Consider the following 24,911-nt stretch of genomic DNA (forward strand, 5'->3'; position numbering starts at 1 on the left):
ATTCTTCCCCCGGACCCTTGAGTCTCTCGCGTGTGCCGGTTGCCTGCCAGCACCGTACCCGGCATGTCCGAACATCGCCTTCCTGGGATACTCCCGGGACGGTGTGACGCCGGTCACATTTGTCGAATCCATCCCTCTAGAGCCCGCCGTTGTGCAAGTGGAGGTTAGAGGCCCCTGACGGATTCTGACGAATCGCGGCGCGTGGTGTCGTGCACTTGAGCCAAGAGGCAAGAACGGATGGGGCGGCGCCAGGATGGCGCTCCAGGTATTGGGCGGCGACCCCGGCCAGATACGGTGCGTGAGCGGAGAATGCCTGAGCGCCGGGCACGGCCCGGCAGGCGCCGGAGGACGCCGCGCCGACCACGAAGACGCCCGACCGCACCAGCGACCGCGTGGCGGCGTCGAGCGCGGGGGAGTCGGACCCGTCGACGGCCAGGTGCGCGACGGAGGGGCCGTGGGCGTGCCTGCCGATCCAGTCCAGCCCGGCGAGCAGATCGGCCAGGGTGCCGTAGCCGGCGCAGCCGAGCACCCGCACGGAGGCGATCCTGGCCTTCGGCGCCATGACGTTGACGCGCCGCGCGGCCTCGGTGCCGTGGCCCGCGCAGTCGTGCCCGGTGCCGCCCGTGGCGTCGAAGGCGCGCCAGGCCCGGTCGCCGAGCTCGGCCCGGGCCGCGTCCAGGCCGCTGTCCACGACGTACACGGTGGCGCCGGCGCCGGTGGCCCAGTGGGAGCGCGGGCGGGATTTCCCGAGCGCCATGGGGCGGATCTCGCGGTCGGGCTCGACCGCGAGCACCCGCGGGTCCGACCGGAGCTCGGCCAGCTCGGCGGCGGTGAGGAAGGTGGCGAATCCGGGCAGTGCGGCGGTGTAATAGCGCCGCACCCGCCACCGCACCTCGCCGACGAGATCGCGGGCGGCGCCGCGGCTGCGTGCCGTGACGATGAAGGGCCGGGTCGGCTCGGTGGGGGCGGGCCGCAGGGCGAGTCCTGACGCGGGCGTCATGGCGAGAGGAACGGCGGTCGTGGCGGCGGTGGCCACGGCCGCGGCGAGGTACACGGAGGGCAGGCCGAGTCGTCGGGGCACGAGTTACGAGGATGCCCGCCACGAGGCCCGCGCGGATCCCAGGACACGTTTTCGAGCAAGCTCTTTACCTAACGATGCGTTAGCCGAGCACTAGATCCAGGTACTCATTGCCGAATAGGCGCCCCGGGTCGAGCCGGTCACGCAGGGCCGTGAAGTCCGCGAAGCGGGGATAGACCTTGTTCAGGTAGGAAGCGTCCCTGGTATGCAGCTTGCCCCAGTGCGGCCGCCCGTCCAGCCGCATCATGATCTCCTCCACGCCCTCGAAGTACGCGGGGTTCGGCGTCGGCCGGTAGATGTGGCACGCGATGTACGCCGACGACCGTCCGTACGCGGTGGACAGCCACGCGTCGCTGGGCGGCGTGACCCGCACCTCCACCGGGAACGTGATCTTCCAGTCCATCCGGTCGATCAGGTCCCTGGTCTCGCGCAGCGCCTGGCCGAGGCGTTCGCGCGGCACCGCGTACTCCATCTCGAGGAAGCGCACGTCCCGCCGCGCCGTGAAGACCTTGTACGACGTGTCCACCGACTCCGAGTCGCCGAGCGCCGCCGCGCTGACGGCGTTGATCCGCGGGATCAGGTCGGGGAAGCGGCCCCCGAGCGCGCAGGCCGCGCCGAAGACGGTGTTCTCCAGGAAGACGTTGTCCAGCCAGTGCCGCAACGCGCCCGGCGGCCGGGCCGGGCCCGGGCTGCGATTGTTGGTCTTGACCAGGCAGGCGTCGGTGTGCGGCAGCCAGAAGAAGTCGAGGTGCTCGTTCGCCGAGGTCAGCTCGTCGAGCGAGCCGAGCACCTCGCTGAGGGACAGCTTGCGCCGCCGGTTGTGCAGCAGGAACGCGGGCTCCACCCGGAGCGTCACGGCCGTCAGCACCCCGAGCGCCCCCAGCCCGACCCTGGCCGCGTCGAACAGGTCCTCGCCCGGCGCGGCCGTCGTCACCGAGCCGTCGGCCAGCACCAGCTCCAGCTCGGCGACCTGGTCGGCGAGGCCGCCGCTGTCGCGGCCGGTGCCGTGCGTGCCGGTCTGGATCGCTCCCGCGACGGTCTGCTCGGTGATGTCGCCCATGTTGGCCAGGGCCAGGCCGCGCTCGTCGAGCAGCTCGTTCAGCACGCGGAGCGGGGTGCCGGCCAGCACGGTCACGCGGTCGTCGCCCCATGCCCTGATCCCGGTGAGCGCGCCGGGGCGCAGCATGACGCCGTCGGTGAGGGCCACCCCCGTGAAGGAGTGGCCCGTGCCCACCATGCGGACCCGCCGCCCGGAGGCGGCGGCGTCCCGCACGGCGCGTACGACGTCCTCGACCGAGGCCGGCGTACGCACCTCGGCAGGGGTGCCCGACTGGTTACGCGCCCAATTCGCGAACGTCATGAGCACCCCTCCAGAGCATCGTTCGGTTAGACGCGAACGATACTCACTTCTCCCAGCCGGCGGGAACCGGGAAGATGTCGCCGGGCTGCAGGTTCTGCTGCTTGACGATGTCGGACACCGTCACGAGGTGGTAGCCCTTCTTCTGGAGCGACTTGATGAGGGCCGGCATCGCGTCCACGGTCTGCTTCACCCAGTCGTGCATCAGGATGATGCCGTTGGGCTGCGCGACCTCCATGGTCTTCTTCTTGATGGCGTCGACGTTCTTGCTGGACCAGTCCTCGGAGCCGGCGGTCCACAGGATCATCGGCATGCCGAACTCCGTGGCGACGTCGGCGACCTGCAGGTCGGCCAGCCCGTACGGCGGACGCAGCAGCTTGGGCTCGACGCCCGAGGCCTTCTTGACCGCGTCCTGGGTCTTCTTGATCTCGTTCCTGATGGCGCCCGCGTCGGACTTGGTGAAGTCGGGGTGGCTGTAGCTGTGGTTGCCGACCTCGTGGCCCTCGGCCACCATGCGCTTGACGAACGCGGGGCGGCTCTTGACGTACTGGCCCTCGAGGAAGAACGACGCCTTCGCGTCGTACTTCTTCAGCGTGTCGAGGAGCGTTCCCGCGTACTGGCCGGGCCCGTCGTCGAACGTCAGCGCGAGGCACTTGACCTGCTCGCAGTCGACCGGCGCGGCCTTCTTCGGCGCCTGGGCGAAGGCGGGCGCCGGGGCCAGAGTGACGCAGACAGCCGCGATAGCTAGAAGTGAACTGATTTGTCGGGACATAGGTAATGCTTCCAATGAGATGGGTGTTGCGAGGGATGTCCCGACCGTAGCGGATCAACTCCGGGCGGGTGAAGGAGCCTCGGGAAGTCTCAGCAAACCCGAACCTCCGATGCCCACGGCCGCGGCCAGGATCGCCGCACCCCAGGAGAAGGCGTACGCGTTGGACGCGCCGAACATCTCGGTGAGCCGCCCGCCGGCCCACGCCCCGACCGCCACGCCGAACCCGATCGACGTCGAGATCCACGCCATGCCCTCGGTGAGCAGGGACGGAGGCACCAGCCGCTCGGTGAGCGAGAAGCCCGTGATGAGCGTCGGCGAGATGGCGAATCCGGCCAGGAACAGGGCCGGCGCCATGATCCGCGCGTCACCGATGAACATGATCGGTATGAGCCCCACCACGAACAGCGCGAGCGTCCGCACGAACCGCCCGCGCAGCGAGATCTTCCAGTCCCGCGACCCGAACCACAGCCCCGACACCATCGACCCGCCCGCGAACGCCGCCAGCAGGAACCCGGAGGCGCCCTTCACGCCGTGCTCCTCGGCGAAGGCCACCGTGATCAGGTCGACCGAGCCGAACACGGCGCCCAGCGCCAGGTAGACGCACGCCAGCAGGGCGATGCCGGGGATCAGGATGGGAGTGCCCGCCACCGACTTGACCGGCTGCACGGGCGGCTGGGTGCGCCGCTGGGCCGCCAGCGCGAAGGTGCCGAGGAGCATGCAGACCAGGGCCACGACCAGCCCCGCGTACGGGTTCACGGCGGTGGCCAGCACCGTGACCAGCGCGGGCCCGGTGACGAAGATGACCTCGTCCACCACCGACTCGAAGGCGAACGCGGTGTGCAGCCTGCCCGACCCGCCGTGGATGACCGACCAGCGGGCCCGCACCATCGAGCCCAGCGACAGCGACGTGGCGCCCACGAGCAGGCCCGAGGCGTACAGCGTCCAGTCGGGCAGCCCGAATCCGGCGCACAGCATGAGGGCGACCAGCGCGAGCGCGTTGACGACGGCGAACGGCGGTATCACCCGGCCCTGCCCGAACCTGTCCACGAGGCGGCCCGACATGGGGGCGGCCACGGCGAAGGCCAGGTTGGTCATGGCGGCGACGCCGCCGGCGGTGGCGTACGACGAGGTGAGCGCGGAGACCAGCAGGACGACGCCGATGCCGAGCATGGACATCGGCATGCGGCCGATGAATCCCGCCAGGACGAATCCCTTGACGCCGGGCCCGTCGAACAATCCCCGGTAAGGCCCGACCACGCCGTTTCCCCCTTACTTGCGCCAAGTAACCATGACGCACCGTATGTCCGGATGGCAAGTGATTTAGCGGGCGAGTGGGTTAACGTGTCCCGAGTGTCCGGTCTTCCCTCGTTCCGCGCGGTCATCCTCATGGTCGCCGCCGTGCTCGTGGTCACGGCCGCGGCCGGCGGAGTCGTCGTGATCCTGGGCGACGACCTGGTCAAAACCGCGAACGAGCCGGTGCGCAGGAAGCCCACGCAGCGGCCGCAGCAGCCCTCGCCGCGCCTCGACCAGCTCGTGCCCACGGCCGCGCCGGTCAAGGACTTCGGCCAGGGCGGCGCCGGGGTCACCGCGACGCCGCCGCGCGTGCTGGCCATCGCCGCGGGCACGGTGCCGAAGACCACGAGGTTCGCGCTCAGCGGGCTGAAGTACGTGCAGAAGGTGGCCGTGGTGGACGCGGGCGCGGTCAAGGTGGCCGGCACAGGCCTGAACCTGCTGGCCGTCGATCCCGCCGACTTCCGCTCCTGGACGCCGCAGCCCGTCGCCGACCAGCCCGCCGTGTGGAGCGCGCTGGCCAGGGGCGAGCTGGTGGCCGACGCGGGCGCGATGCGCAAGTTCGGGATGATCCTGGGCGGCATGTACCAGGTGGACGGCGGTCCCCGCCTGCGCGTGGCGGCCTCGGCCACGCTCGGGCTCATGGGCGTGGACGGGCTGGTGAGCGCGGACCTGGGCAGGTCGCTGGGGTTCGCGCCGGGGGTCGCGGTGCTGCTGCACGGCAAGGCCGGCAAGATCAGCGAGGCGGGGGTGCGCAAGGTGCTCGGCAAGGGCTCGCAGGTCGTCATGCTGGACGCGGCGCACCGTACGCCGAAGCAGCAGAAGCCCCAGACGACGGTGAACGTGGGCCGCCCGGGCAGCTACCTGGACCTGTACAAGGCGGCGGCCACCCGCTGCCCGGGGCTGTCGTGGACGGTGCTGGCGGCGATCGGGCAGGTAGAGAGCAGCCACGGCCGCAACAACGGCCCGTCCAGCGCGGGCGCGCTCGGGCCCATGCAGTTCATGCCCGCCACCTGGAAGCACTACGGCGTGGACGGCGACGGGGACGGCAAGTCCGACATCTGGAGCCCGTACGACGCGGTGCCCGGCGCCGCCAACTACCTGTGTGCCAACGGCGCCGGCCAGGGCGGCGAGAAGCTACGCAAGGCGATCTGGTTCTACAACCACTCGTGGGACTACGTGAACAAGGTCATGGGGATCGCCCAGGCCTACGCCCGTACCTACGCCTGAGGGCGCCTGCGGGGCGGCGGGCAGCAGGTGAGCGCGCAGGGAACGGGCTCGGGCTCGTCCATCAGCTCGCGCACCATCTGGACGAAGCGCGGGTGCGTGCCGGCGGTCGCCGCCCGCTCCATGGGCAGCCCCAGCTCGGCGGCCACCTGCCTGGCCTCGGTGTCGAGGTCGTAGACGACCTCCATGTGGTCGGAGACGAACCCGATCGGCACCAGCACGACCGAACGGGCGTCCGTCTTGCGCAGGAAGTCGCAGACGTCCGGCTCCAGCCACGGCACCTGCGGCGGGCCGCTGCGCGACTGCCACACCAGGTCCCACGGTTGCGTGCGGCCGAGCGCCTGGCTGACCAGCTCGGCGCTCCTGCGGAGCTGCGCCTCGTACAGGCCGCCCGAGGGGCCCGCGGTCTCGGCCATGGAGACGGGGATGCTGTGGGCGGTGAACACCAGCCGGGCGTCGTCGCGGCCGAGCCGTTCGAGCGCCGCCCGCGTGTGGTCGGCCATCGCGGCCACGAACCCCGGGTGGTCGCCGAAGTGGCGCATCTTGACCAGCTCGGGACCGTCCTCGACGGAGATCCTGGCGATGTCCTCGTAGTACTGGCGGCAGCTCGAGTAGCCCGCGAACGCCGAGGTCGCGAACACGGCCGCTTTCCTGATCCCGTCGGCCTTCATCTGGCGGACGGTGTCCTCGCCGAACGGGTGCCAGTTGCGGTTGCCCCAGTAGACGGGCACGCCGGAGATCGGGCGCAGCGCCTCGACCAGGTCGCGGTTCTGCCGGTTGATCGGGCTGACCCCGCCGAAGCCCTGGTAGTGCTCGGCCACCTCGAGCAGCCGCTCGCGCGGCACCCCCCTGCCGCGCACGACGTTCTCCAGGAACGGCAGCACGTCCTCGGGCCCCTCGGGCCCGCCGAACGACAGAAGCAGCAACGCGTCGTATGTTCCCACGTGACCACAGTATTCAGGAGTGCGGGAGGTCTCTGCTGCGAGGTAGGTTCGATTGAGTGAGCGCATTCAATGACATACGCGACTACGTGGCCATCCCCCGGGTTCTCTCGCTGAAGCTCTCCCCCGACGGCTCCAGGTTGATCTCCACAGTCCAGTCACTCAACCCCGACGGCAAGTCTTACGGCACCGCGCTCTGGGCGATTCCGGTCGACGGCGAGCCCTATCGGCTGACCCGCTCGGCCAAGGGCGAGTCGGCCGCGGTCTTCACGGCCGCGGGCGACGTGCTGTTCACCTCCGCCCGCCCCGACCCCACCGTCAAGGACTCCTCCGACGAGGTGCCCGCGCTCTGGTTGCTGCCCCGCGCGGGGGGTGAGGCCCGCCAGGTGGCCACCCGCCCCGGCGGCGTCGGCGCGGTGCGTACGGCCGCCGACGTCGTGGTCTTCTCCGCCGACGTGCTCGACGGCGAGGAGGCGGCCGACGAGGACAGGCGCAAGGCCCGCAAGGACGCCGGGATCAGCGCCATCCTGCACGAGGGCTACCCGATCCGCTTCTGGGACCACGACCTCGGCCCGGGCCGCACCAGGCTGTTCGCCGCCAGGCTCGGCGGCGACCGCCTGGAGGACGTGCGCGAGCTGACCCCCGACGCGGGGGAGGGGCTGCGGGACGCCTCGTTCGAGTTGAGCCCGGACGGCGCCACGGTGTTCACGACCTGGCGCACGTACCTGCCTAAGGGTGAGAGCCGTACCGACCTGGTGGCCATCGACGTGGCCTCGGGCGAGCGGCGCACGGTGCTCACCGAGGACGGCTTCGACTACACGGGCCCGCTCGCGATCTCGCCCGACGGCTCCAAGGTGGCCTGCGCCCGCGACCGGTTCACCGGGCTGGAGGTCTCGGCGCGCAGCGAGCTGTGGATCGCCGACGTGGCCACCGGCGAGGGCCGCGCGTACGCGCCCGACCTGTTCCCCGCGGACATCGAGTGGGCGCCGGACTCCTCGGCCGTCTACATCGTGGCCGACCACCAGGGCCGCCGTCCGGTCTTCCGCGTCCCGCTGGACGGGGAGAGCACCAGGCTCACCCTGGACGACGCCGCGTACACCGGGCTCAACGTCTCCTCCGACGGCGGCTCCGTCTACGCGCTGCGCAGCGGCATCGCCCTCGCCCCCGGCCCGGCCAGGATCGACGTGGCCGGCGGCGAGATCGTCGACCTGCCCTCGCCCGGGCCGCGCCCCGAGGCGCCGGGCACGCTGACCGAGATCTCCGCCACCGCCGACGACGGCGCCACGATCCGCGGCTGGCTCGCGCTGCCCGAAGGCGCCTCGGCCGACGAGCCGGCGCCGTTCGTGCTGTGGATCCACGGCGGCCCGGTCGCCTCGTGGAACGACTGGCAGTGGCGCTGGCAGGTGTGGCTCATGACCCAGCGCGGGTACGCCGTGCTCATGCCGGACCCGTGCCTGTCCACCGGCTACGGGCAGGAGATGATCGACCGCGGCTGGGGCAACTGGGGCCCGCGCACCCAGGCCGACCTCGACGCGATCGTCGACGTGGCCCTGGCCAGGGACGACATCGACAGCGAGCGCATCGGCGCGATGGGCGGCTCGTACGGCGGCTACATGGCCAACTGGCTCGCCGGCCACAGCGACCGCTACAAGGCCATCGTCACCCACGCGTCGCTGTGGAACCTCGACCAGTTCGCCGGCACCACCGACGCCTCCATGTACTGGCAGCGCGAGTTCGGCGAGCCCGGCTCCGAGCGGTACCAACTCCTGTCGCCGCACAACTCCCTCGGCAAGATCACCACGCCGCTCCTCGTCATCCACGGCGACAAGGACTACCGGGTGCCGATCGGCGAGGGCCTGCGGCTCTGGTGGGACCTGCGGCGCAGCGAGGTCGAGTCGAAGTTCCTGTACTTCCCCGACGAGAACCACTGGATCCTCAAGCCGGGCAACATCGTCGCCTGGTACGAGACCGTCTTCGCCTTCCTCGCCCAGCACGTGCTCGGCGAGGAGTGGAAGCGTCCGGACTCGGTGGCCTGATGACGGATTTCCTGAGACTGGCCGAGGACATCGCGCGCGAGGCGGGCGACATGCTGCTCGCCAAGCGGCCCACGATGTCCGAGGAGATCGAGACCAAGTCCAGCCCCACCGACGTGGTCACCGCGCTGGACAAGGCGTCGGAGGAGCTCATCCGCGAGCGCATCCTGGCCGCCAGGCCCGGCGACAGGATCCTCGGCGAGGAGGGCGGGGAGAAGCCCGGCGATTCGGACGTGCGCTGGGTCGTCGACCCGATCGACGGCACCGTCAACTTCCTGTACGGCCTGCCGGAGTGGGCGGTGTCGATCGCCGTCGAGGTGAACGGCCAGGTCGTGGCCGGGGTCGTCAACCTGCCGGCGCGCGGCGAGGTCTACACCGCGGCGCTCGGCGAGGGCGCCTGGCTCGGCGCGGAGCGGCTGCGCTGCAACACGGGCGTGCCGCTCGCGCAGGCGCTGGTGGCGACCGGGTTCGGCTACGCGGTGAGCAGGCGCGCGGTCCAGGGCCAGGTGGTCGCGGCGGTGCTGCCCCGGGTGCGGGACATCAGGCGCGGCGGCTCGTGCGCGATCGACCTGTGCTCGCTCGCGGCGGGCCGGGTGGACGCCTACTACGAGCGCGGCATCAACCCGTGGGACTACGGCGCGGCCGGCCTGGTGGCGACCGAGTCGGGGGCCAGGCTCGAAGGCCTGCACGGCCGGCCGGTGAGCCCGGAGTTCGCGCTCTGCGCGGCGCCGGGGCTCTTCGAGGAGCTGCACGACCTGCTGGCGGCGCAGAACCCGGAACGGGACGCCTGAACGCGAACGGCCGGAGCCCCCGCGGGCTCCGGCCGTTCGCGCTTGGTCAGCGGGGCAACGGGATGCCGTGATCGTCGGCCAGCCTGCGCAGGTCCTCGATCTCGGCGGTGAGCGTGTCAGCGAGATATTCGTCGCCGACGCTACGGGCCTCCCGAAGGCCCTTATAAGCCTGGTCGAGGCGGTGTTCGATCGTAGTCGTGAACTCGCCCATCTCACCTACTCTCTGGGGTCCGATCCGTGTCTTAGGGCGAAGTACGCCCATTGCCGGGTGATGTCCGGGCGATGGGTGTCCCGCAGGCATACCCCGGCCCGTCGCACCCCGAAACATGAATTTTGTGCTCCTCTCCCTGACCGGGGGGTCACCCACCTCTGAACATGCCTTACCGTGCGCTTATCGAGGCTGTGGACAGAATGAGTGACCAGAATCGGAGAGAGGTGCATCAGGCGTGCGGGTGCTGGTGGTTGAGGATGAGCGGGTGCTCGCCGACGCGATCGCGACCGGGCTGCGGCGCGAGGCCATGGCGGTCGACGTCGCCTACGACGGGGGCGGCGCCCTCGAGCGGACCTCCTACATCGACTACGACGTGATCGTGCTGGACCGCGACCTGCCAGTGGTCCACGGCGACGAGGTGTGCCGTCGCCTGGTGGAGCAGCGGAGCGCCTCGCGGATCCTGATGCTGACCGCGTCGGGCGACGTGGACGACAAGGTGGAGGGTCTCGGCCTGGGGGCCGACGACTACCTGGCCAAGCCGTTCGTGTTCATCGAGCTGGTCGCCAGGGTGCGCGCGCTCGGCCGCCGCTCCGCGCCCGCCCTGCCGCCCGTCCTGGAGCGCGGCGGCATCCGGCTCGACCCGGGCAAGCGGCTGGTGGAGCGCGACGGCAAGGAGGTCGTGCTGACCAAGAAGGAGTTCGCGGTGCTCGAGGAGCTGATGCGGGCCGAGGGCGCCGTGGTCAGCCAGGAGGACCTGCTGGACAAGGCATGGGACGAGAACATCGATCCCTTCACGAACGTGGTCCGCGTGACCATGATGACGCTGCGGAAGAAGCTGGGCGAGCCTCAGGTGATCGAGACTGTGCCCGGGGTTGGGTACAAACTGTGAGAAACCGGCGATCCATTGAACGCCGTACGGCCGTCGCGGGGGAGGCCCCGTGATGGAGAGGTCGGAGGAGCTCCAGTCGGGGCCGACGCATCCGATGATCAGCCCGCATTCGGCGAGGAAGGCGACGCGCGTGCAGCAGGCGCCACCACCCAGCGGGCCGCCCGCCTGGGACGGCCCGCCGCCGCCCGCGGAGCAGACCCAGCGCACGCCGCTGGAGCGGATGAGGGAGCTGCCCGCCAAGGTCAGCATCCGGTGGCGGCTGACGCTCACGTACGGCGCGCTCGTCTTCGTGGCGGCCGCCGTGCTGCTGGGGTCGGTCTACATGATCGTCGGATCGGCGATCACCTGGGCCTGGCCGACCATCGATCTGGGGCTGCCGCCCTCCGCGGACGAGCAGCTCCAGAACGCCTGGCACAACATGCAGGCGCTGGCGATCCAGCGTGCGCGGGACGCGTTGTTCGGCAACTCCCTGCTCGCGCTGATGGGCGTCGGCATCCTGGCGCTGATCATCGGCTACTTCGTGGCCGACCGGGCGCTGCGGCCGGTGGCCCAGATGACGGCGACGGCGCGCAAGCTGTCCGAGAGCACCCTGGCCCACCAGCGCATCGACCTGCAGGGCCCCAACGACGAGCTGAAGGAGCTGGCCGACACGTTCGACGCCATGCTCACCCGGCTCAACGTCGCCTTCGACACCCAGCGCAGATTCGTGGCCAACGCCTCCCACGAATTGCGAACTCCCCTCACGATTAACCGGACCGTCCTGGAGATCGCCCTGTCCGATCCCGAGGCGTCCGAGGATCTCAAAGCGCTCGGCCGTACCCTTCTCGAAGTCAACGCGCGTAACGAGAAGCTCATCGAGGGACTGCTGTTGCTGGCGAGGAGCGAGCGCGAACTCGCCGTGCGCAAACCGGTCGATGTCCGGGAAGTCGCTCAGACGGCCGTGGAACAGGTGACGGCCTTCGCCGAGGAGCACGGGGTAACCGTGACGGCCGAACTGGTCAGCGCGCCTACCATAGGCGATCCGGTGCTCCTGGAGCGGTCGGTCAGCAACCTCCTGGAGAACGCGGTCAAGTACAACATTCCTGAAAACGGAAAAGTATGGATCCGGACGGGAATGGCGGACGGTGCCTTGGTTGTTCAGGTGGCCAACACAGGGCAGCATGTCCCGGCGTACGAGGTGAACAGCCTGTTCGAGCCCTTCAGGAGGCTCCACGCGGACCGCGTGGATTCGGCGAAGGGATCAGGGCTGGGGCTGTCCATCGTTCGTGCGGTGGTTCAGGCTCACGGTGGAAATGTGGCCGCGGTGCCACGTGATGGTGGAGGGCTCGTCGTGACCATTCGGCTCCCGAGACGCTGAGATCGTCTTGCTCCGGCGCGTTCGTCCGTGTGTTGGTGCCCGTGTTGAGGCGTGGGGGGCGTCTCATTCACGCCGCACATGTGGTTGGATGTGCCGTCGAACACGGTGGTGCATGGCGCCAAGGCTGTGGGTTTCGCCATATTTGGCTAACCATTGCCGACGGCAGCAGGCCCTGACGTGTTGGGAGGTTCGTCGTCCGTTCCAGCGGGGTACCCATGGGAAATCTCCCCGGCGGAACGGGCACAAGATGGGCTTCCTGGACGTTAGAAGACGCGCGATGAGCGCGAGGACATATAGATGAGGGGGATGGAGTAAGCACAATGGCTACCGACTACGACAGCCCACGCAAGACAGACGACGACCTGGGGGAGGACAGCCTCCAGGAGTTGCAGGCGCGGCGCACCGACAAGTCGTCTGGCAGCATCGACATCGACGAGACCGACCTGGCCGAGTCGCTCGAACTGCCCGGTGCGGATCTGTCGAACGAAGAGCTCTCCCTGCGGGTGATCCCCCGTCAGGCCGACGAGTTCACCTGCTCGCGCTGCTTCCTGGTGCACCACCGTAGCCAGCTGGCCTCCGAGAAGAACGGCCAGCAGGTCTGCCGGGAGTGCGCCGCCTAATCGACTGGAGCGAAATGCTCGGGGTAGGGAGACGAAGCCCGACCTTGAGCGATCGCGACCATGAGGACGGAGGCAACGCGTGGCCGTACCTGAGCAAGACAAGCAACCAGACAACGAGGTCGCCGGCCCCGAACGCGAGGTCGGCGAGCTCGTAGGCAAGCTCACCGCGCCCGGCGAGCTGGAGCCGGCCGAGCGGCGCAGGCTGCTCGGCCGACTAGCCCGCGCGCTGTCCGAGGGGGCCAAGAAGGCACGCGCCACAGGCGCGGGCCGGGGCCGCTGGCTGGCGGACGTCTTTCTCAACATCGCGCCGCGCATCCCGATCAGGGACCTGCACACCCTTTCCGAGCACCATCACGGCCTGACCGGCGAGCAACTCGCCGACGACCTGGTGCGCACCGCCCAGAAGGCCACGATGACGGTCGGCGCCATCGGCGGAGCGCTCGCGGCGGCAGAGTTCGCCGCACCGCCCCTTCTGCTCTCCGCCCCCGCGCAACTCGTCGCCGAGACCATCGTCGTCGCCGCCATCGAGGTCAAGCTCCTGGCCGAACTGCACGAGGTCTACGGCGTACGCGTCGAGGGCTCGGGCACCCAGCGCGCGGTCGCGTTCACGGCGGCATGGGCCAGACAACGTGGCATCGACCCCCTCACGCCCACGTCCGTCTCGCTGGCGCTCGGCGCGGCCACCAAGACCGCCCTGCGCAACCGCCTCCTCCGGACGCTCGGCCGCCACCTGACCACGCTCGGCCCGTTCCTCACGGGAGCGATCGCCGGCGGCGCGCTCAACCGCATCGCCACCAAGAAACTCGGCGAGGCCGTACGCAACGACCTGCGCGTCAAGCTGCCCCGCGGCGCCGAGACCCCCGAGGTCGATCCTCCGCGGCGGGACGCGTTAGACCCGTAGGCCGGTGAAGGTCATCTTGAGCAGCGCGTCGGCCAGGTCGTCCGCCGAGGCCCCGCGCGCCGGTCGGTACCACTCGGTGATCGAGTTCACCGCGCCGAACAGCAGCCGCGTCACCAGCGCCGGGTCCACGTCCGGCCGGATGCTGCCCTCCGCCGCCGCCTCCTTGACCAGGTGGCTGATGAACCTGTCGAAGTCCCGCCGCCGCTCCAGCGCCGCCTGCTCGGTGCGGCTGTTGCCGCGCACCCGCAGCAGCAGCGTCACGTACGGCAGCCGGTCCACGAGGATGCGCACGCTCTGCCGTACGGCCCACTCCAGGCGGTCGATCGCGGGTCCCGAGGCGGCGCGCTCGTCGGTCACCACCGCGAACAGCCCGTCGAGCGCCCGGTCCAGCGCCCGCGCGAGGAGTTGCTCCTTGCCCGGCACGTGGTAGTAGATGGCCGACTTGGTCACGCCGAGAGCCCTGGCCAGGTCCTCCATGCTCGTCCCGTCGTAGCCCCGCTCGTTGAAGACGCCGACGGCGGTGGACAGCACGGACTCCGGGTCGTGTCCGCGCTTGCGCTGACGGGTGGGGGTCGGAGAGGCCATGTCTTAATTATCCCGCTTGTCGATGACTCGTTTGAGCTTGCCGACCGAGCGCTCCAGCGTCTCCGGATCCACCACCTCGACCTCCACGCTCACGCCCACGGTGTCCTTGACGGCCCGGCGCAGCGCCTCACCGGCCTCTCCACGGCTCGCGAGGCCCGGGCGGGCCTCGACCCTGACCGTCATCACGTCGAGCCGCCCCGGGCGGGTCAGGTGGAGCTGGAAGTGCGGTGACAGGCCCTCCACGCGCAGCACCAGCTCCTCGATCTGGGTCGGGAACACGTTCACGCCGCGCAGGACGATCATGTCGTCGGTGCGGCCCGTCACCTTCTCCATGCGCCGGAACGCGGGCCTGGCGGTGCCCGGCAGCAGCCTGGTCAGGTCGCCGGTGCGGTAGCGGATGACCGGCATGGCCTCCTTGGTGAGGCTGGTGAAGACCAGCTCGCCCGCCTGCGCGGGCTCCCCGGTGAGGGGATCGACGGTCTCCGGGTAGAAGTGGTCCTCCCAGATGTGCAGGCCGTCCTTGGTCTCGACGCACTCGTTCGCGACGCCGGGGCCGATCACCTCCGACAGGCCGTAGATGTCCACGGCGTGCAGGTCGAAGCGGTCCTCGAGCTCCGCGCGCATGCGCTCGGTCCAGGGCTCGGCGCCGAAGATCCCGATCCGCGGGGAGGACGCGCGGGGGTCCAGGCCCTGCCGTTCGAACTCGTCCAGCAGGGCCAGCATGTACGACGGCGTGACCATGACGATGTCGGGCCGCAGGTCGGTGATGAGCCGGACCTGCCGGGGCGTCATGCCGCCGGAGACCGGCACCACCGTGCAGCCCAGCCGCTCGGCCCCGTAGTGGGCGCCCAGCCCGCCGGTGAACAGGCCGTACCCGTAGGCCACGTGCACGATGTCGCCCAGCCGGCCGCCGGAGGCGCGGATCGAGCGGGCCATGACGTCCGCCCAGACGTCGAGGTCGTGCCTGGTGTAGCCGACCACGGTGGGCGCGCCCGTGGTGCCGCTGGAGGCGTGGATCCTGGCCACCTGCTCGCGCGGGACGGCGAACATGCCGAACGGGTAGGTGTCGCGCAGGTCCTGCTTGGTGGTGAAGGGGAACCTCGCCAGGTCGGCGAGCTCTTTGCAGTCGCTCGGATGCACGCCCGCCTGGTCGAATTTTTGCCGATAAATCGGGACATGTTGGTAGGCGTGGGTGAGTGTCCGCTGGAGCCGCTCCAACTGGATCGACATGAGCTCGTCGCGGGACGCCCGCTCGATGGGATCGAGATCTTCCGGCGCGGGGGGATCGCCGAGTCTCATCAGCCCTCCACCTGTCCCAGTTCTCTGCTGCGGCCGCGGAACTCGGCGACCACCCGGCCGGCCGCTCCGCGCACCGTGATGTCGTAGATGCCGCTGCGGCCGTAGCGGGTGCGCTCGGCGGCCTCGGCCACCAGCACGTCGCCCGCGTGGGCCGGGGAGACGAACGTGATCTCCGCGCCCGCCGCCACCGTCACCGGGCCGTGGCTGTTGCAGGCGCACGCGAACGCGGTGTCGGCCAGCAGGAACACGTAGCCGCCGTGACACAGGTCGTGCCCGTTGATCATCTGGTCGGTCACGGTCATGCGGCACACCGCCCGGCCCTCGCCGAGCTCCGTCAGCTCGATGCCCAGGGCGGCGGAGGCGGTGTCGGCGTCCATCATGCGACGCGCGCTCTCCAACGCAGGTCTCCCTTGTCAACTGACCGAATGTTCGGTAAACACTTCACCGTCCGGACCATCCCTGTCAAGAGGATGAACACCATGTTCGAGCAGCACCGCGAGACTCTGGAGAAGGCGCTGTCGGCCATCGCCGAGCGGGGATACTGGAGCGCCTATCCCGAGTCGCCGAGCCCGCGCGTCTACGGCGAGGGGGCGGCCGAGCGGGGCAAGGAGGCGTTCGAGTCCTACCTCGGCAGGCCGTTCCCCCTCGACCAGCCGGGCACCGGGTCCTGGATCGGCGCCGAGCGCTCCCCGTACGGCATCGACCTCGGCGTCACCTACCCGCAGCCGCTCGTGGACGACCTGATCGCCGCGGCCCGGGCGGCGCTGCCCGCCTGGCGCGACGCCGGGCCCGAGGCCCGCGCGCTGGCCTGCGTCGAGATCGTCGACCGGATCAACCGGCGCAGCTTCGAGCTGGCCAATGCGGTGCAGTACACGACCGGGCAGGCGTTCGTGATGGCCTTCCAGGCGGGCGGGCCGCACGCGCAGGACCGCGCGCTCGAGGCCGTCGCCTACGGCTACGCGGCCATGACCTCCTCGGCCGCGAGCGCCCGCTGGGAGAAGCCGGCCAAGGGCGAGCCGCTGGTCATGGACAAGCGCTTCACGGTCGTGCCCCGGGGCGTCGCGCTGGTGATCGGCTGCAACACGTTCCCGACCTGGAACGCGTACCCGGGGCTGTTCGCCTCGCTCGTCACCGGCAACCCGGTGATCGTCAAGCCACATCCGCGCGCGGTCCTGCCGCTCGCCATCACCGTGCGGATCGCCCGCGAGGTGCTGGCCGAGGCGGGCTTCGACCCCGGGCTGGTCTCGCTCGCGGTGGAGGAGGGGCAGGGGCTGGCCAGGACGCTCGCCACCCACCCCGACGTCCGCATCGTCGACTTCACCGGCTCCACGGAGTTCGGCGACTGGCTGGAGCGCAACGCGCGGCAGGCGCTCGTGCACACCGAGAAGGCGGGGGTCAACACGATCGTCGTCGACTCGACCGACTCCTGGCGCGGCATGCTGGGCAACCTGGCGTTCTCGCTGTCGCTCTACAGCGGCCAGATGTGCACGGCGCCGCAGAACCTCCTCGTGCCGGCCGGCGGGATCGAGACGGACGAGGGCCACAAGAGCTTCGACGAGGTCTGCGCCGGGCTGGCGGGCGCCGTCGGCAGGCTGCTCGGAGACGACGCCCGCGCGGTGGAGCTGACCGGGGCCATCGTCAACCCCGACGTGCTGGCCCGGGTGGAGGCGGCGCCGTCGCTGGGCGAGGTGGTGCTGGAGTCGCGCGCGGTGAAGCATCCGGGGTTCCCGGACGCGGTGGTGCGGACGCCGGTGATCGTGAAGGTCTCGCCGGACGACTCCGACGTCTACGGGCGGGAGCATTTCGGGCCGATCGCGTTCGTCATCCCGACGGGGTCGACGCAGGAGAGCCTGGAGGTGCTGCGCCGCACGATCAAGGCCCGCGGGGCGCTCACGGCCGCCGCCTACTCCACCTCCGACGAGGTGCTCGACCAGGCCGAACGGGCCGCCCTCGACGCGGGGGTGAACCTGTCGTGCAACCTGACGGGCGGCGTCTTCGTCAACCAGTCGGCGGCGTTCAGCGACTACCACGGCACGGGCGCCAACCCGGCCGCCACGGCCTCGCTCACGGACCCGGGCTACGTGGCGGGCCGCTTCCACATCGTCCAGACCAGGCGCCCGGCGTGACGTGGGGCGGCGTTGGGAGAGGGGCCGTCGGAGGGGGAAGGGGTCCTGGCGGGTGCTGACCGCGTCGCGGGAGGAGTGGTGATGGCCAGACCGTTCGCCTCGTCGGCCGATCTCGGCGAGAAGAGGCAGTCCCTGGAGGTGCTGGCCGAGGGCGTGTACGCGCTCACGGCAGAAGGCGATCCGAACGTGGGCGCCATCGAGGCCGAGGACTTCCTCGTCTGCTTCGAGGCGCTCGCCACGCCCGTGGCCGCCCGCGAATGGCTGGCCAGGCTGCGGGAGCACACCGACAAGCCGATCAGGTACCTGGTGCTGTCGCACTACCACGCCGTCCGGGTGCTGGGCGCGTCGGCGTTCGGCGCGGACGTGATCGTGACGCACGACAAGACCCGCGAGCTGATCGCCGAGCGCGGCGAGCAGGACTGGGCCAGCGAGTACGCCAGGATGCCCCGCCTGTTCAAGGAGCCCGGGTCGATCCCGGGCCTGACGTGGCCGACGGCGACGTTCAGCGACACGTTCACCATCGACCTGGGCGGCGACCGGGGCGACCTGGTGCTGGCCCACTGCGGGCGCGGCCACACCGAGGGCGACCTGGTGGCCTGGCTGCCGAAGCGACGGATCATGTTCGCCGGCGACCTCGTCGAGTCCCAGGCCGCCCTCTACACCGGCGACGCCTTCCACCTCGACTGGTCCGCCGCGACGCTCGACAGGGTCGCGTCGTTCGGGGCGGAGACGCTGGTCGGGGGCAGGGGCGCGGTGGCGCGCGGCCGGCAGGGGGTGGACGCGGCCATCGCGCAGACGCGTGACTTCCTCGCCGTGATGCTGCGCGAGGTCGGCGCGGCGGGCTCGCTCAAGGAGGCGTTCGAGCGCACGCACCGGGCGCTGGCGCCCCGGTACGGGTCCTGGCCGATCTTCGAGCACTGCCTGCCGTTCAACGTCTCCAGGCTCTGGGACGAGCTGCACGGCGTCGAGCGCCCGCGCATCTGGACCGCCGAGCGCGACCGCGAAGTCTGGGACCAGCTCCAGTCATGAACGCCCCAGCCAGTGCGCAGGTCATCGTGGTCGGGGCGGGGCCGGTCGGGCAGAGCGCCGCGCTGCTGCTGGCCCGCTGGGGCATCCAGGTGCTGCTGCTCGACCGGCGGGCCGGGCGCGACTCCACCGGGTCGAAGTCCATCTGCCAGCAGCGCGACGTGCTCGACATCTGGGCCGCCGCCGGCGCGGGCAAGATCGCCGAGGAGGGCCTGGCCTGGACCACCGCCCGCACCTACTACCGCGACCGCGAGCTGTTCTCCTGGTCGTTCGAGCGCGAGGGCCCGCTGCCGGCGTGCGTGAACATCTCCCAGACCCGCACCGAGCAGATCCTGGACGAGGCGATCGCGGCGCAGCCGCTCATCGAGGTGCGCTGGGACCACGAGGTCACCGGCCTCGACCAGGACCCCTCGGGGGTGACGGTCCGCTGCGGTCAGCGGTCGCTGCGCGCGTCCTACGCGCTGGTCTGCGCGGGCGCCAGGGCCCAGCAGGTACGCCAGGCGCTCGGCGTCTCGTTCGACGGGGAGACGTTCGACGACCAGTTCCTCATCTGCGACATCAGGGCCGACCTGCCCGGCTGGGAGAACGAGCGCCGCTTCTACTTCGACCCGCTGTGGAACCCGGGCCGCCAGGTCCTGATCCATCCCTGCCCGGGCGGCACGTTCCGGATCGACTGGCAGATCGCGCCCGACTTCATCCCAACAAAAGCCGACATTTCCAGAAAAATTGGGCAGATCATCGGCGGCCGGCCCTATGACCTGCTCTGGCACAGCACGTACCGCTTCCACTCCCGCATCGCCTCCCGCATGCGCGTCGGCCGGGTCCTGCTGGCCGGCGACAGCGCCCACCTGGTGGCCCCGTTCGGCGCCAGAGGGCTCAACTCCGGCGTGCCCGACGCCGAGAACGCGGCCTGGAAGCTGGCCTTCGTGCTCAACGGCTGGGCGGGGGAGGGGCTGCTGGAGTCGTACCACGCCGAGCGGCACGCGGCCGCGCGGGAGAACCTCGAGATCACCGCCGCCACGATGCGCTTCCTCGCCCCCAGGACCGTGGCGGAGCGCATGCGCAGGCGGGCCGTGCTGGAGGGCGGGCTGGTGGCGGAGGTGGACTCGGGCCGGTTCGCGGAGCCGTTCTGGTACGTGGACTCGCCGCTGACCACCCCCGAGGCGACGCGGCCGTTCGGGGGCAGGCCGCCCAAGGGCGCGCTGTGCGTTCCGGCGCCCGGCGTGATCCTTCCGGACGTGGGACTTTCGGGCGGCAGGTTGCGGGAGTTCTGTCGTGACGGTTTTCTCGTGTTGTTGGGTGATATGTGCGATTCGCGTTTGTTTGCGCAGGTCTTGGGCAAGGTCATTACGGCGCCGCTCGCCGTGCGCGGGCTCGCGGAGATGGATGGGACCGGCTCGCTCGCTGAAAGGCTCGGCGCCGGACCGGATGAGGCATGGCTCATCAGGCCCGACTCCCACATCGCCGCAATCATCCCCCATGCGGGTCCCGACTCGGTGGCGGACGCCGTCCGCCGCGTGCTCGGCGAACAATAGGAGGAACTGCGTGACTGGCCGTAGCTCGTTTCTGATCGTCGCGAACCGGTTGCCGGTGGATCGGATGCTCGAGCCTGACGGAACGGCCTCGTGGCGCAGGAGCCCTGGTGGCCTCGTGACCGCGATCGCACCGGTGATGAAGCGCCGGCACGGAGCCTGGCTCGGCTGGCACGGAGCCCCCGACGAGAAGCTGGAGCCGTTCGAGCAGGACGGCATGAACCTCATCCCGATCCCCCTGTCGGCCGGTGAGGTGGAGCTGTACTACGAGGGCTTCTCCAACGCCACCCTCTGGCCGCTCTACCACGACGTGGTGGCGCCGCCGGTGTTCGACCGGGCGATGTGGGACACCTACCGCGCCGTCAACGAGCGCTTCGCCAACGCCGCCGCCGACGCCGCCGAGAAGGGCGCGGTGGTCTGGGTGCAGGACTACCAGCTCCAGCTCGTCCCGGCCATGCTGCGCAGGCTCAGGCCGGACCTGCGGATCGGGTTCTTCCTGCACATCCCGTTCCCGCCGACCGAGCTGTTCTGGCGGCTGCCGTGGCGCAAGGACCTCGTCGAAGGGCTGCTCGGGGCCGACCTGGTGGGCTTCCAGCTGCCCGGCGGGGCCTCCAACTTCCGGCGGCTGTGCCGCAGGCTGCTCGGGCTGCCGTACAAGGGGAACGAGATCTTCCTCGACGACCGGGTGGTGACCACGCAGGCGTTCCCCATCTCGGTGGACTTCGGGCAGCTCGACTCGCTGGTGCGCGACCCGCAGATCATGGCGCGGGCCAAGGAGGTCAGGGCGGAGCTGGGCGATCCCGAGCATGTGCTGCTCGGCGTCGACCGGCTCGACTACACCAAGGGCATCGGGCAGCGGCTGGAGGCGTTCGGCGAGCTGCTCAAGGACGGGCGGCTGAAGGCGAACGAGGCCGTGTTCGTGCAGATCGCCACGCCCAGCAGGGAGCGGGTGGAGGAGTACAAGCGGCTGCGCGACGACATCGAGCTGCAGGTCGGGCGGATCAACGGCGAGCACGCGCAGCTCGGCTACCAGCCGGTCCAGTATTTCCACCAGTCGTACGACCACGCCGAGCTGGCCGCCCTCTACCTGGCCGCCGACGTCATGGTCGTGACCCCGCTGCGGGACGGGATGAACCTGGTCGCCAAGGAGTATGTCTCCTGCCACCACGACCTGCACGGCGCGCTGGTGCTCAGCGAGTTCGCCGGGGCGGCCGACGAGCTGCGCCAGGCCTACCTGGTCAACCCGTACGACGTGGAGGACGTCAAGCGGCAGATGGTGGCCGCGATGCGGGCCACGCCGCACGAGCTGGCCCGGCGGATGCGCACGATGCGCCGCCGGGTAGCCACCTACGACGTGGACCGCTGGGCCAACGAGTTTCTCACTGCCCTTGAGTCACCTGCTTCACAGACTTCCACGCGTCGTAACGCTTCTTGGCGGTCCGGTTGACCACGATCTGCGCCACCGACATGCCGACGCCCATGAGCACGGCGTAGCCGATCGCCTCCCCCATGCTGACCTCGGGCGAGTCTGTGTCGAGCGGCGGTTCCTTCCCGGTCGCCTTCACCCAGACGAACCCGAGGATCTTCCTTGCCGCCCAGCCGGTGGCCAGACCGACCAGGCCGCCGATCACACGCCAGGCGACATCGGGCTTGTCCTCCGCCATGTCGATCTCCCTTCCCCTCTGTAACGAAGACTAGTCTGCACCGCTTGCCGGGCCTGCGAAGCCGTACCATATGGAGGCATGACTCAACAGCGACTACGCCATGCATCCATGCCGGAAAAGCCGACCCTCGACGGCTTGGAGCAGGTATGGGTAGCTCGCTGGGAGGACGAGGGCACCTACCGTTTCGACCGGTCCGCGCCGCGCGAGCAGGTTTATGCCATCGACACGCCGCCGCCGACCGTGTCCGGCTCGCTGCACGTCGGTCATGTCTTCTCCTTCACCCACACCGACATCATGGCCCGCTACCAGCGGATGATCGGCAAGTCGGTGTTCTACCCGATCGGCTGGGACGACAACGGGCTGCCCACCGAGCGCCGGGTGCAGAACGTCTACGGCGTGCGCTGCGACCCGTCGCTGCCCTATGACCCTGACTTCGTGCCACCGGACAAGCCCGGCAAACGTGAGATCGCCATCTCGCGGCGTAACTTCGTGGAGCTGTGCCACAAGCTGACCGCCCTCGACGAGCAGGCGTTCGAGGAGGTCTGGCGGCGGGTCGGCCTGTCGGTCGACTGGTCGCTGCTCTACACCACGATCAGCGACGAGGCGCAGGCGGTCTCGCAGCGTGCCTTCCTGCGCAACCTGCTGCGCGGCGAGGCCTACCTCGCCGAGGCGCCGACGCTGTGGGACGTCACCTTCCGCACCGCCGTCGCCCAGGCCGAGCTGGAGGACCGGGAGTGGCCCGGCGCGTTCCACAAGATCTCGTTCTACGGCGAGAAGGGCCCGGTCTTCATCGAGACGACCAGGCCCGAGCTGATCCCGGCGTGCGTGGCGCTGGTCGCCCACCCCGACGACGAGCGCTACCAGCCGCTGTTCGGCACGTCGGTGCTGACGCCGCTGTTCGGGGTGGAGGTGCCGGTGCTGGCCCACCGGCTGGCCGAGCCCGACAAGGGCACCGGCATCGCCATGATCTGCACGTTCGGCGACATCACCGACGTCATCTGGTGGCGGGAGCTGCACCTGGAGACCCGGCCGATCATCGGCTGGGACGGGCGGCTGCTGGCCGAGCCGCCGGAGGGCGTGGACGCGGAGCCGTACAAGGAGCTGGCCGGAAAGACCGTGCACAGCGCCCGCGAGCGGATCGTGGAGCTGCTGCGGGAGTCCGGCGACCTCGAGGGCGAGCCGAGGCCCGTCTCGCGCACGGTCAAGTTCTACGAGAAGGGCGACCGGCCGCTCGAGATCGTCACCACCCGTCAGTGGTACATCCGCAACGGCGGGCGCGACGAGGAGCTGCGTGATCGGCTGCTGGGGCGCGGGCGTGAGCTGACGTGGCACCCGCCGCACATGCGCGTGCGCTACGACAACTGGGTCGAGGGGCTCACCAGCGACTGGCTGATCTCGCGCCAGCGCTTCTTCGGCGTGCCGTTCCCGGTGTGGTATCCGATCGACGAGTCGGGGCAGCCCGTCCACGACGCGCCGATCGTGCCCACGGAGGACATGCTGCCGGTCGACCCGTCCTCCGACGTGCCGCCCGGCTACACCGAGGACCAGCGCGGCGTGCCCGGGGGGTTCATGGCCGACCCCGACGTGATGGACACCTGGGCCACCTCGTCGCTGACGCCGCAGATCGCGGGCCGCTGGGAGACCGACGACGACCTGTTCAAGCGGGTCTACCCGGCCGACCTGCGGCCGCAGGCGCACGAGATCATCCGCACCTGGCTGTTCTCGACCGTGGTCAGGTCGCACTACGAGTTCGGCCGGCTGCCGTGGAGCGACGTCGCGATCTCGGGCTGGATCCTCGACCCCGACCGCAAGAAGATGTCCAAGTCCAAGGGCAACGTGGTCACCCCGCTCGACCTGCTGAAGCAGCACGGCTCCGACGCGGTGCGCTACTGGGCGGCCAACGGCCGCTACGGCGTGGACACCGCGTTCGACGCCGGGCAGCTCAAGATCGGGCGGCGGCTCGCGATCAAGATCCTCAACGCGTCCAAGTTCGTCCTCGGCCTGGCTATGAACGACGGGCCAGGATCAAACACGGTCACCGAGCCGCTCGACCTGTCGATGCTCGCGGGCCTGTCCGACGCCGTGCGCGAGGCCGGCCAGGCGTTCGAGGCCTACGACCACACCAGGGCGCTGGAGGCCGTCGAGCGCTTCTTCTGGGCGTTCTGCGACGACTACCTGGAGCTGGTCAAGGCCAGGGCCTACGAGTCCGGTCCGGCCGCCGCCTCCGCCCACGCGGCGCTGCGGCAGGCGCTCGACGTGCTGCTGCGGCTGTTCGCGCCGTTCCTGCCCTTCGTGACCGAAGAGGTGTGGTCGTGGTGGCGCGAGGGGTCGGTGCACCGGGCCCCGTGGCCCGCTCTCTCGCGCGGGGCCGGCGACCCGGCCGTGCTGGCCGTGGCCTCCGAGGTGCTCGGTCAGGTGCGCAAGGCCAAGTCCGAGGCCAAGCAGTCGATGCGGGCCGAGGTCTCCAGGCTGACCGTTTGGGCGCCCGAAGTCGGGCTTGTCCGCCAAGCTCAGGACGACCTTTGTGCCGCAGGCACTGTGGAGGAGTTCGTCTTGGAGTATGGTGACGAGCTGAAAGTCGAGGTCCACCTGGGCTGACGTCCGGATGGCAGGACGCCGGGCCGCCCCCCTCTGCGGGGCGCCCGGCGTCCGTGCGTTCAGGGGTCCTCAGGGGTCCTCAGGGGTCCCGGGTGACGTCGCGGTGCATGGCCAGGAAGATCGAGTACGCCTGCCCGTCCGGCGGCGCCTGCCGCCCGCGAAACTCGTCGAACAGCTCCTCCAGTCGCCTGCGCAGCTCCGCGTGCCCGTCGGGGGTGAGCCTGAGCCCCAGCCTGACGAGGTCGGCCCGCTCGATGTCGATGAGCCCGCTCTCCTGCAGGAACGCGTCGAGCATCGCCGCGCTGCCCCCGCTCACGCCGCTCTCGCGGACGTCCATCTCCCACGACTTGCCGGTGGCCCGGTAGGGGATCTCCGTGGAGCCGCGCGGCCCCGGCCGGCTGGGCTCGGCGGACAGGAAACCTGTCTCCACGAGCTTGCGCACGTGGTGGAGGGTGGTGGCGGGGTTGGCGTCGAGGCGGCCGGCGATCTCTTTGTTGGTGAGCGCCTGGTCGAGACAGAGCCGCAGGATGCGCAGCCGTACGGCCGAGGCCAGCGCGCGGGCCTCGGCCTCGGTGGCGGGGCGGCGTTGGGTGCCCATGGACCGCCACCCTATA

23 protein-coding genes are annotated in these 24,911 nt (G+C 70.4%); 12 read left to right on the plus strand and 11 right to left on the minus strand.

The features are described 5' to 3' along the window. Positions 1-136: 136 nt before the first annotated feature. The 4 genes from ACIHFD_RS01380 to ACIHFD_RS01395 form a co-directional block, all read right to left on the minus strand. On the minus strand, positions 137-1,081 hold the full coding sequence (locus ACIHFD_RS01380) for a S8 family serine peptidase (protein ID WP_397365083.1): 945 nt from the start codon (positions 1,079-1,081) through the stop codon (positions 137-139). 79 nt (positions 1,082-1,160) lie between these two features. Further along, positions 1,161-2,438: a D-arabinono-1,4-lactone oxidase gene (locus ACIHFD_RS01385; RefSeq protein WP_397365084.1), complete on the minus strand. Its 1,278-nt coding sequence runs from the start codon at positions 2,436-2,438 to the stop codon at positions 1,161-1,163. Positions 2,439-2,481: 43 nt separating this feature from the next. Next, positions 2,482-3,207 (minus strand): polysaccharide deacetylase family protein, encoded by a 726-nt coding sequence (locus tag ACIHFD_RS01390; protein ID WP_397365085.1) that lies wholly within the window; start codon positions 3,205-3,207, stop codon positions 2,482-2,484. Between the two features lie 54 nt (positions 3,208-3,261). Continuing rightward, positions 3,262-4,464, minus strand: coding sequence for an MFS transporter (locus ACIHFD_RS01395; protein ID WP_397365086.1), 1,203 nt, complete (start codon positions 4,462-4,464; stop codon positions 3,262-3,264). 93 nt (positions 4,465-4,557) lie between these two features. Between ACIHFD_RS01395 and ACIHFD_RS01400 the strand changes: the two genes are divergently transcribed. Next, positions 4,558-5,727, plus strand: coding sequence for a lytic transglycosylase domain-containing protein (locus ACIHFD_RS01400; RefSeq protein WP_397365087.1), 1,170 nt, complete (start codon positions 4,558-4,560; stop codon positions 5,725-5,727). Here ACIHFD_RS01400 and ACIHFD_RS01405 read toward each other — a convergent pair. After that, positions 5,718-6,668 (minus strand): ferrochelatase, encoded by a 951-nt coding sequence (locus tag ACIHFD_RS01405; protein WP_397365088.1) that lies wholly within the window; start codon positions 6,666-6,668, stop codon positions 5,718-5,720. The two genes, ACIHFD_RS01400 and ACIHFD_RS01405, sit on opposite strands and share 10 nt — an antisense overlap. A 56-nt stretch (positions 6,669-6,724) precedes the next feature. Here ACIHFD_RS01405 and ACIHFD_RS01410 point away from each other — a divergent pair, with 56 nt between their 5' ends. Together ACIHFD_RS01410 and ACIHFD_RS01415 are read left to right on the plus strand one after the other, a co-directional pair. Then, on the plus strand, positions 6,725-8,701 hold the full coding sequence (locus ACIHFD_RS01410) for a prolyl oligopeptidase family serine peptidase (protein WP_397365089.1): 1,977 nt from the start codon (positions 6,725-6,727) through the stop codon (positions 8,699-8,701). Next, positions 8,701-9,489 carry an inositol monophosphatase family protein gene (locus tag ACIHFD_RS01415; protein ID WP_355194354.1) on the plus strand — a complete coding sequence of 263 codons (789 nt, stop codon included), beginning with the start codon at positions 8,701-8,703 and terminating at the stop codon, positions 9,487-9,489. The genes ACIHFD_RS01410 and ACIHFD_RS01415 overlap by 1 nt, the downstream gene beginning before the upstream one ends. Positions 9,490-9,535: 46 nt before the next feature. On the opposite strand, the gene ACIHFD_RS01420 is transcribed toward ACIHFD_RS01415, so the two are convergent. Continuing rightward, positions 9,536-9,700 carry a hypothetical protein gene (locus ACIHFD_RS01420; RefSeq protein ID WP_165959788.1) on the minus strand — a complete coding sequence of 55 codons (165 nt, stop codon included), beginning with the start codon at positions 9,698-9,700 and terminating at the stop codon, positions 9,536-9,538. A 235-nt stretch (positions 9,701-9,935) separates the two neighbouring features. Between ACIHFD_RS01420 and ACIHFD_RS01425 the strand changes: the two genes are divergently transcribed. The 4 genes from ACIHFD_RS01425 (at position 9,936) to ACIHFD_RS01440 (ending at position 13,467) form a co-directional block, all read left to right on the plus strand. Further along, positions 9,936-10,589, plus strand: a complete 654-nt coding sequence (locus tag ACIHFD_RS01425) for a response regulator transcription factor (protein ID WP_350722895.1) — start codon at positions 9,936-9,938, stop codon at positions 10,587-10,589. Between the two features lie 52 nt (positions 10,590-10,641). Next, entirely contained in the window at positions 10,642-11,946 is a 1,305-nt protein-coding gene (locus ACIHFD_RS01430) for a sensor histidine kinase (protein ID WP_397365460.1), read from the plus strand. 320 nt (positions 11,947-12,266) lie between these two features. Beyond that, a complete protein-coding gene (locus tag ACIHFD_RS01435) occupies positions 12,267-12,566 on the plus strand; it encodes a DUF4193 domain-containing protein (protein WP_020542847.1) in 300 nt (99 codons plus the stop codon). A gap of 79 nt (positions 12,567-12,645) precedes the next feature. After that, a complete protein-coding gene (locus ACIHFD_RS01440; protein ID WP_350722893.1) occupies positions 12,646-13,467 on the plus strand; it encodes a hypothetical protein in 822 nt (273 codons plus the stop codon). Here ACIHFD_RS01440 and ACIHFD_RS01445 read toward each other — a convergent pair. The 3 genes from ACIHFD_RS01445 to paaI are packed head-to-tail and all read right to left on the minus strand — an operon-like array spanning position 13,456 to position 15,731. Further along, on the minus strand, positions 13,456-14,052 hold the full coding sequence (locus tag ACIHFD_RS01445) for a TetR/AcrR family transcriptional regulator (RefSeq protein WP_397365090.1): 597 nt from the start codon (positions 14,050-14,052) through the stop codon (positions 13,456-13,458). The two genes, ACIHFD_RS01440 and ACIHFD_RS01445, sit on opposite strands and share 12 nt — an antisense overlap. Before the next feature lie 3 nt (positions 14,053-14,055). Then, positions 14,056-15,351, minus strand: a complete 1,296-nt coding sequence (gene paaK, locus ACIHFD_RS01450) for a phenylacetate--CoA ligase PaaK (RefSeq protein ID WP_397365091.1) — start codon at positions 15,349-15,351, stop codon at positions 14,056-14,058. Then, positions 15,351-15,731 (minus strand): hydroxyphenylacetyl-CoA thioesterase PaaI, encoded by a 381-nt coding sequence (gene paaI, locus ACIHFD_RS01455; RefSeq protein WP_397365461.1) that lies wholly within the window; start codon positions 15,729-15,731, stop codon positions 15,351-15,353. The genes paaK and paaI overlap by 1 nt, the downstream gene beginning before the upstream one ends. A gap of 99 nt (positions 15,732-15,830) precedes the next feature. Here paaI and paaN point away from each other — a divergent pair, with 99 nt between their 5' ends. From paaN to ACIHFD_RS01475, 4 genes are all read left to right on the plus strand, one after another. Then, positions 15,831-17,477 carry a phenylacetic acid degradation protein PaaN gene (paaN, locus tag ACIHFD_RS01460; RefSeq protein ID WP_397365092.1) on the plus strand — a complete coding sequence of 549 codons (1,647 nt, stop codon included), beginning with the start codon at positions 15,831-15,833 and terminating at the stop codon, positions 17,475-17,477. 81 nt (positions 17,478-17,558) lie between these two features. Further along, a complete protein-coding gene (locus tag ACIHFD_RS01465; RefSeq protein WP_397365093.1) occupies positions 17,559-18,506 on the plus strand; it encodes an MBL fold metallo-hydrolase in 948 nt (315 codons plus the stop codon). Beyond that, positions 18,503-20,038, plus strand: a complete 1,536-nt coding sequence (locus ACIHFD_RS01470) for an FAD-dependent monooxygenase (RefSeq protein ID WP_397365094.1) — start codon at positions 18,503-18,505, stop codon at positions 20,036-20,038. Before ACIHFD_RS01465 ends, ACIHFD_RS01470 begins: the two co-directional genes overlap by 4 nt. Positions 20,039-20,048: 10 nt before the next feature. Further along, positions 20,049-21,482 (plus strand): trehalose-6-phosphate synthase, encoded by a 1,434-nt coding sequence (locus ACIHFD_RS01475; protein ID WP_350722881.1) that lies wholly within the window; start codon positions 20,049-20,051, stop codon positions 21,480-21,482. Here the strand turns inward: ACIHFD_RS01475 and ACIHFD_RS01480 are convergent. Then, positions 21,415-21,699, minus strand: a complete 285-nt coding sequence (locus tag ACIHFD_RS01480) for a DUF4235 domain-containing protein (RefSeq protein WP_397221382.1) — start codon at positions 21,697-21,699, stop codon at positions 21,415-21,417. The genes ACIHFD_RS01475 and ACIHFD_RS01480 overlap by 68 nt on opposite strands. Before the next feature lie 108 nt (positions 21,700-21,807). On the opposite strand from ACIHFD_RS01480, the gene valS reads away from it, so the two are divergent. Then, the gene (gene valS / locus ACIHFD_RS01485) at positions 21,808-24,297 is read left to right on the plus strand and encodes a valine--tRNA ligase (RefSeq protein WP_397365095.1); all 2,490 of its coding nucleotides are present in this window, start codon (positions 21,808-21,810) and stop codon (positions 24,295-24,297) included. 79 nt (positions 24,298-24,376) lie between these two features. Here valS and ACIHFD_RS01490 read toward each other — a convergent pair whose 3' ends face one another. Next, on the minus strand, positions 24,377-24,895 hold the full coding sequence (locus ACIHFD_RS01490) for an ArsR/SmtB family transcription factor (RefSeq protein ID WP_397365096.1): 519 nt from the start codon (positions 24,893-24,895) through the stop codon (positions 24,377-24,379). Positions 24,896-24,911 lie beyond the last annotated feature (16 nt).

The sequence above is a fragment of the Nonomuraea sp. NPDC051941 genome (assembly GCF_044593615.1).

What these genes read in the sequence shown, in the direction of transcription:
- ACIHFD_RS01385 (WP_397365084.1), bottom strand. Translation starts at nt 2,438, where the DNA reads ATGACGTTCGCGAATTGGGCGCGTAACCAGTCGGGCACCCCTGCCGAG.
- ACIHFD_RS01390 (WP_397365085.1), bottom strand. Translation starts at nt 3,207, where the DNA reads ATGTCCCGACAAATCAGTTCACTTCTAGCTATCGCGGCTGTCTGCGTC.
- ACIHFD_RS01415 (WP_355194354.1), top strand. Translation starts at nt 8,701, where the DNA reads ATGACGGATTTCCTGAGACTGGCCGAGGACATCGCGCGCGAGGCGGGC.
- ACIHFD_RS01420 (WP_165959788.1), bottom strand. Translation starts at nt 9,700, where the DNA reads ATGGGCGAGTTCACGACTACGATCGAACACCGCCTCGACCAGGCTTAT.
- ACIHFD_RS01430 (WP_397365460.1), top strand. Translation starts at nt 10,642, where the DNA reads ATGGAGAGGTCGGAGGAGCTCCAGTCGGGGCCGACGCATCCGATGATC.
- ACIHFD_RS01435 (WP_020542847.1), top strand. Translation starts at nt 12,267, where the DNA reads ATGGCTACCGACTACGACAGCCCACGCAAGACAGACGACGACCTGGGG.
- ACIHFD_RS01445 (WP_397365090.1), bottom strand. Translation starts at nt 14,052, where the DNA reads ATGGCCTCTCCGACCCCCACCCGTCAGCGCAAGCGCGGACACGACCCG.
- paaK (WP_397365091.1), bottom strand. Translation starts at nt 15,351, where the DNA reads ATGAGACTCGGCGATCCCCCCGCGCCGGAAGATCTCGATCCCATCGAG.
- paaI (WP_397365461.1), bottom strand. Translation starts at nt 15,731, where the DNA reads ATGATGGACGCCGACACCGCCTCCGCCGCCCTGGGCATCGAGCTGACG.
- paaN (WP_397365092.1), top strand. Translation starts at nt 15,831, where the DNA reads ATGTTCGAGCAGCACCGCGAGACTCTGGAGAAGGCGCTGTCGGCCATC.
- ACIHFD_RS01465 (WP_397365093.1), top strand. Translation starts at nt 17,559, where the DNA reads ATGGCCAGACCGTTCGCCTCGTCGGCCGATCTCGGCGAGAAGAGGCAG.
- ACIHFD_RS01470 (WP_397365094.1), top strand. Translation starts at nt 18,503, where the DNA reads ATGAACGCCCCAGCCAGTGCGCAGGTCATCGTGGTCGGGGCGGGGCCG.
- ACIHFD_RS01480 (WP_397221382.1), bottom strand. Translation starts at nt 21,699, where the DNA reads ATGGCGGAGGACAAGCCCGATGTCGCCTGGCGTGTGATCGGCGGCCTG.
- valS (WP_397365095.1), top strand. Translation starts at nt 21,808, where the DNA reads ATGCCGGAAAAGCCGACCCTCGACGGCTTGGAGCAGGTATGGGTAGCT.
- ACIHFD_RS01490 (WP_397365096.1), bottom strand. Translation starts at nt 24,895, where the DNA reads ATGGGCACCCAACGCCGCCCCGCCACCGAGGCCGAGGCCCGCGCGCTG.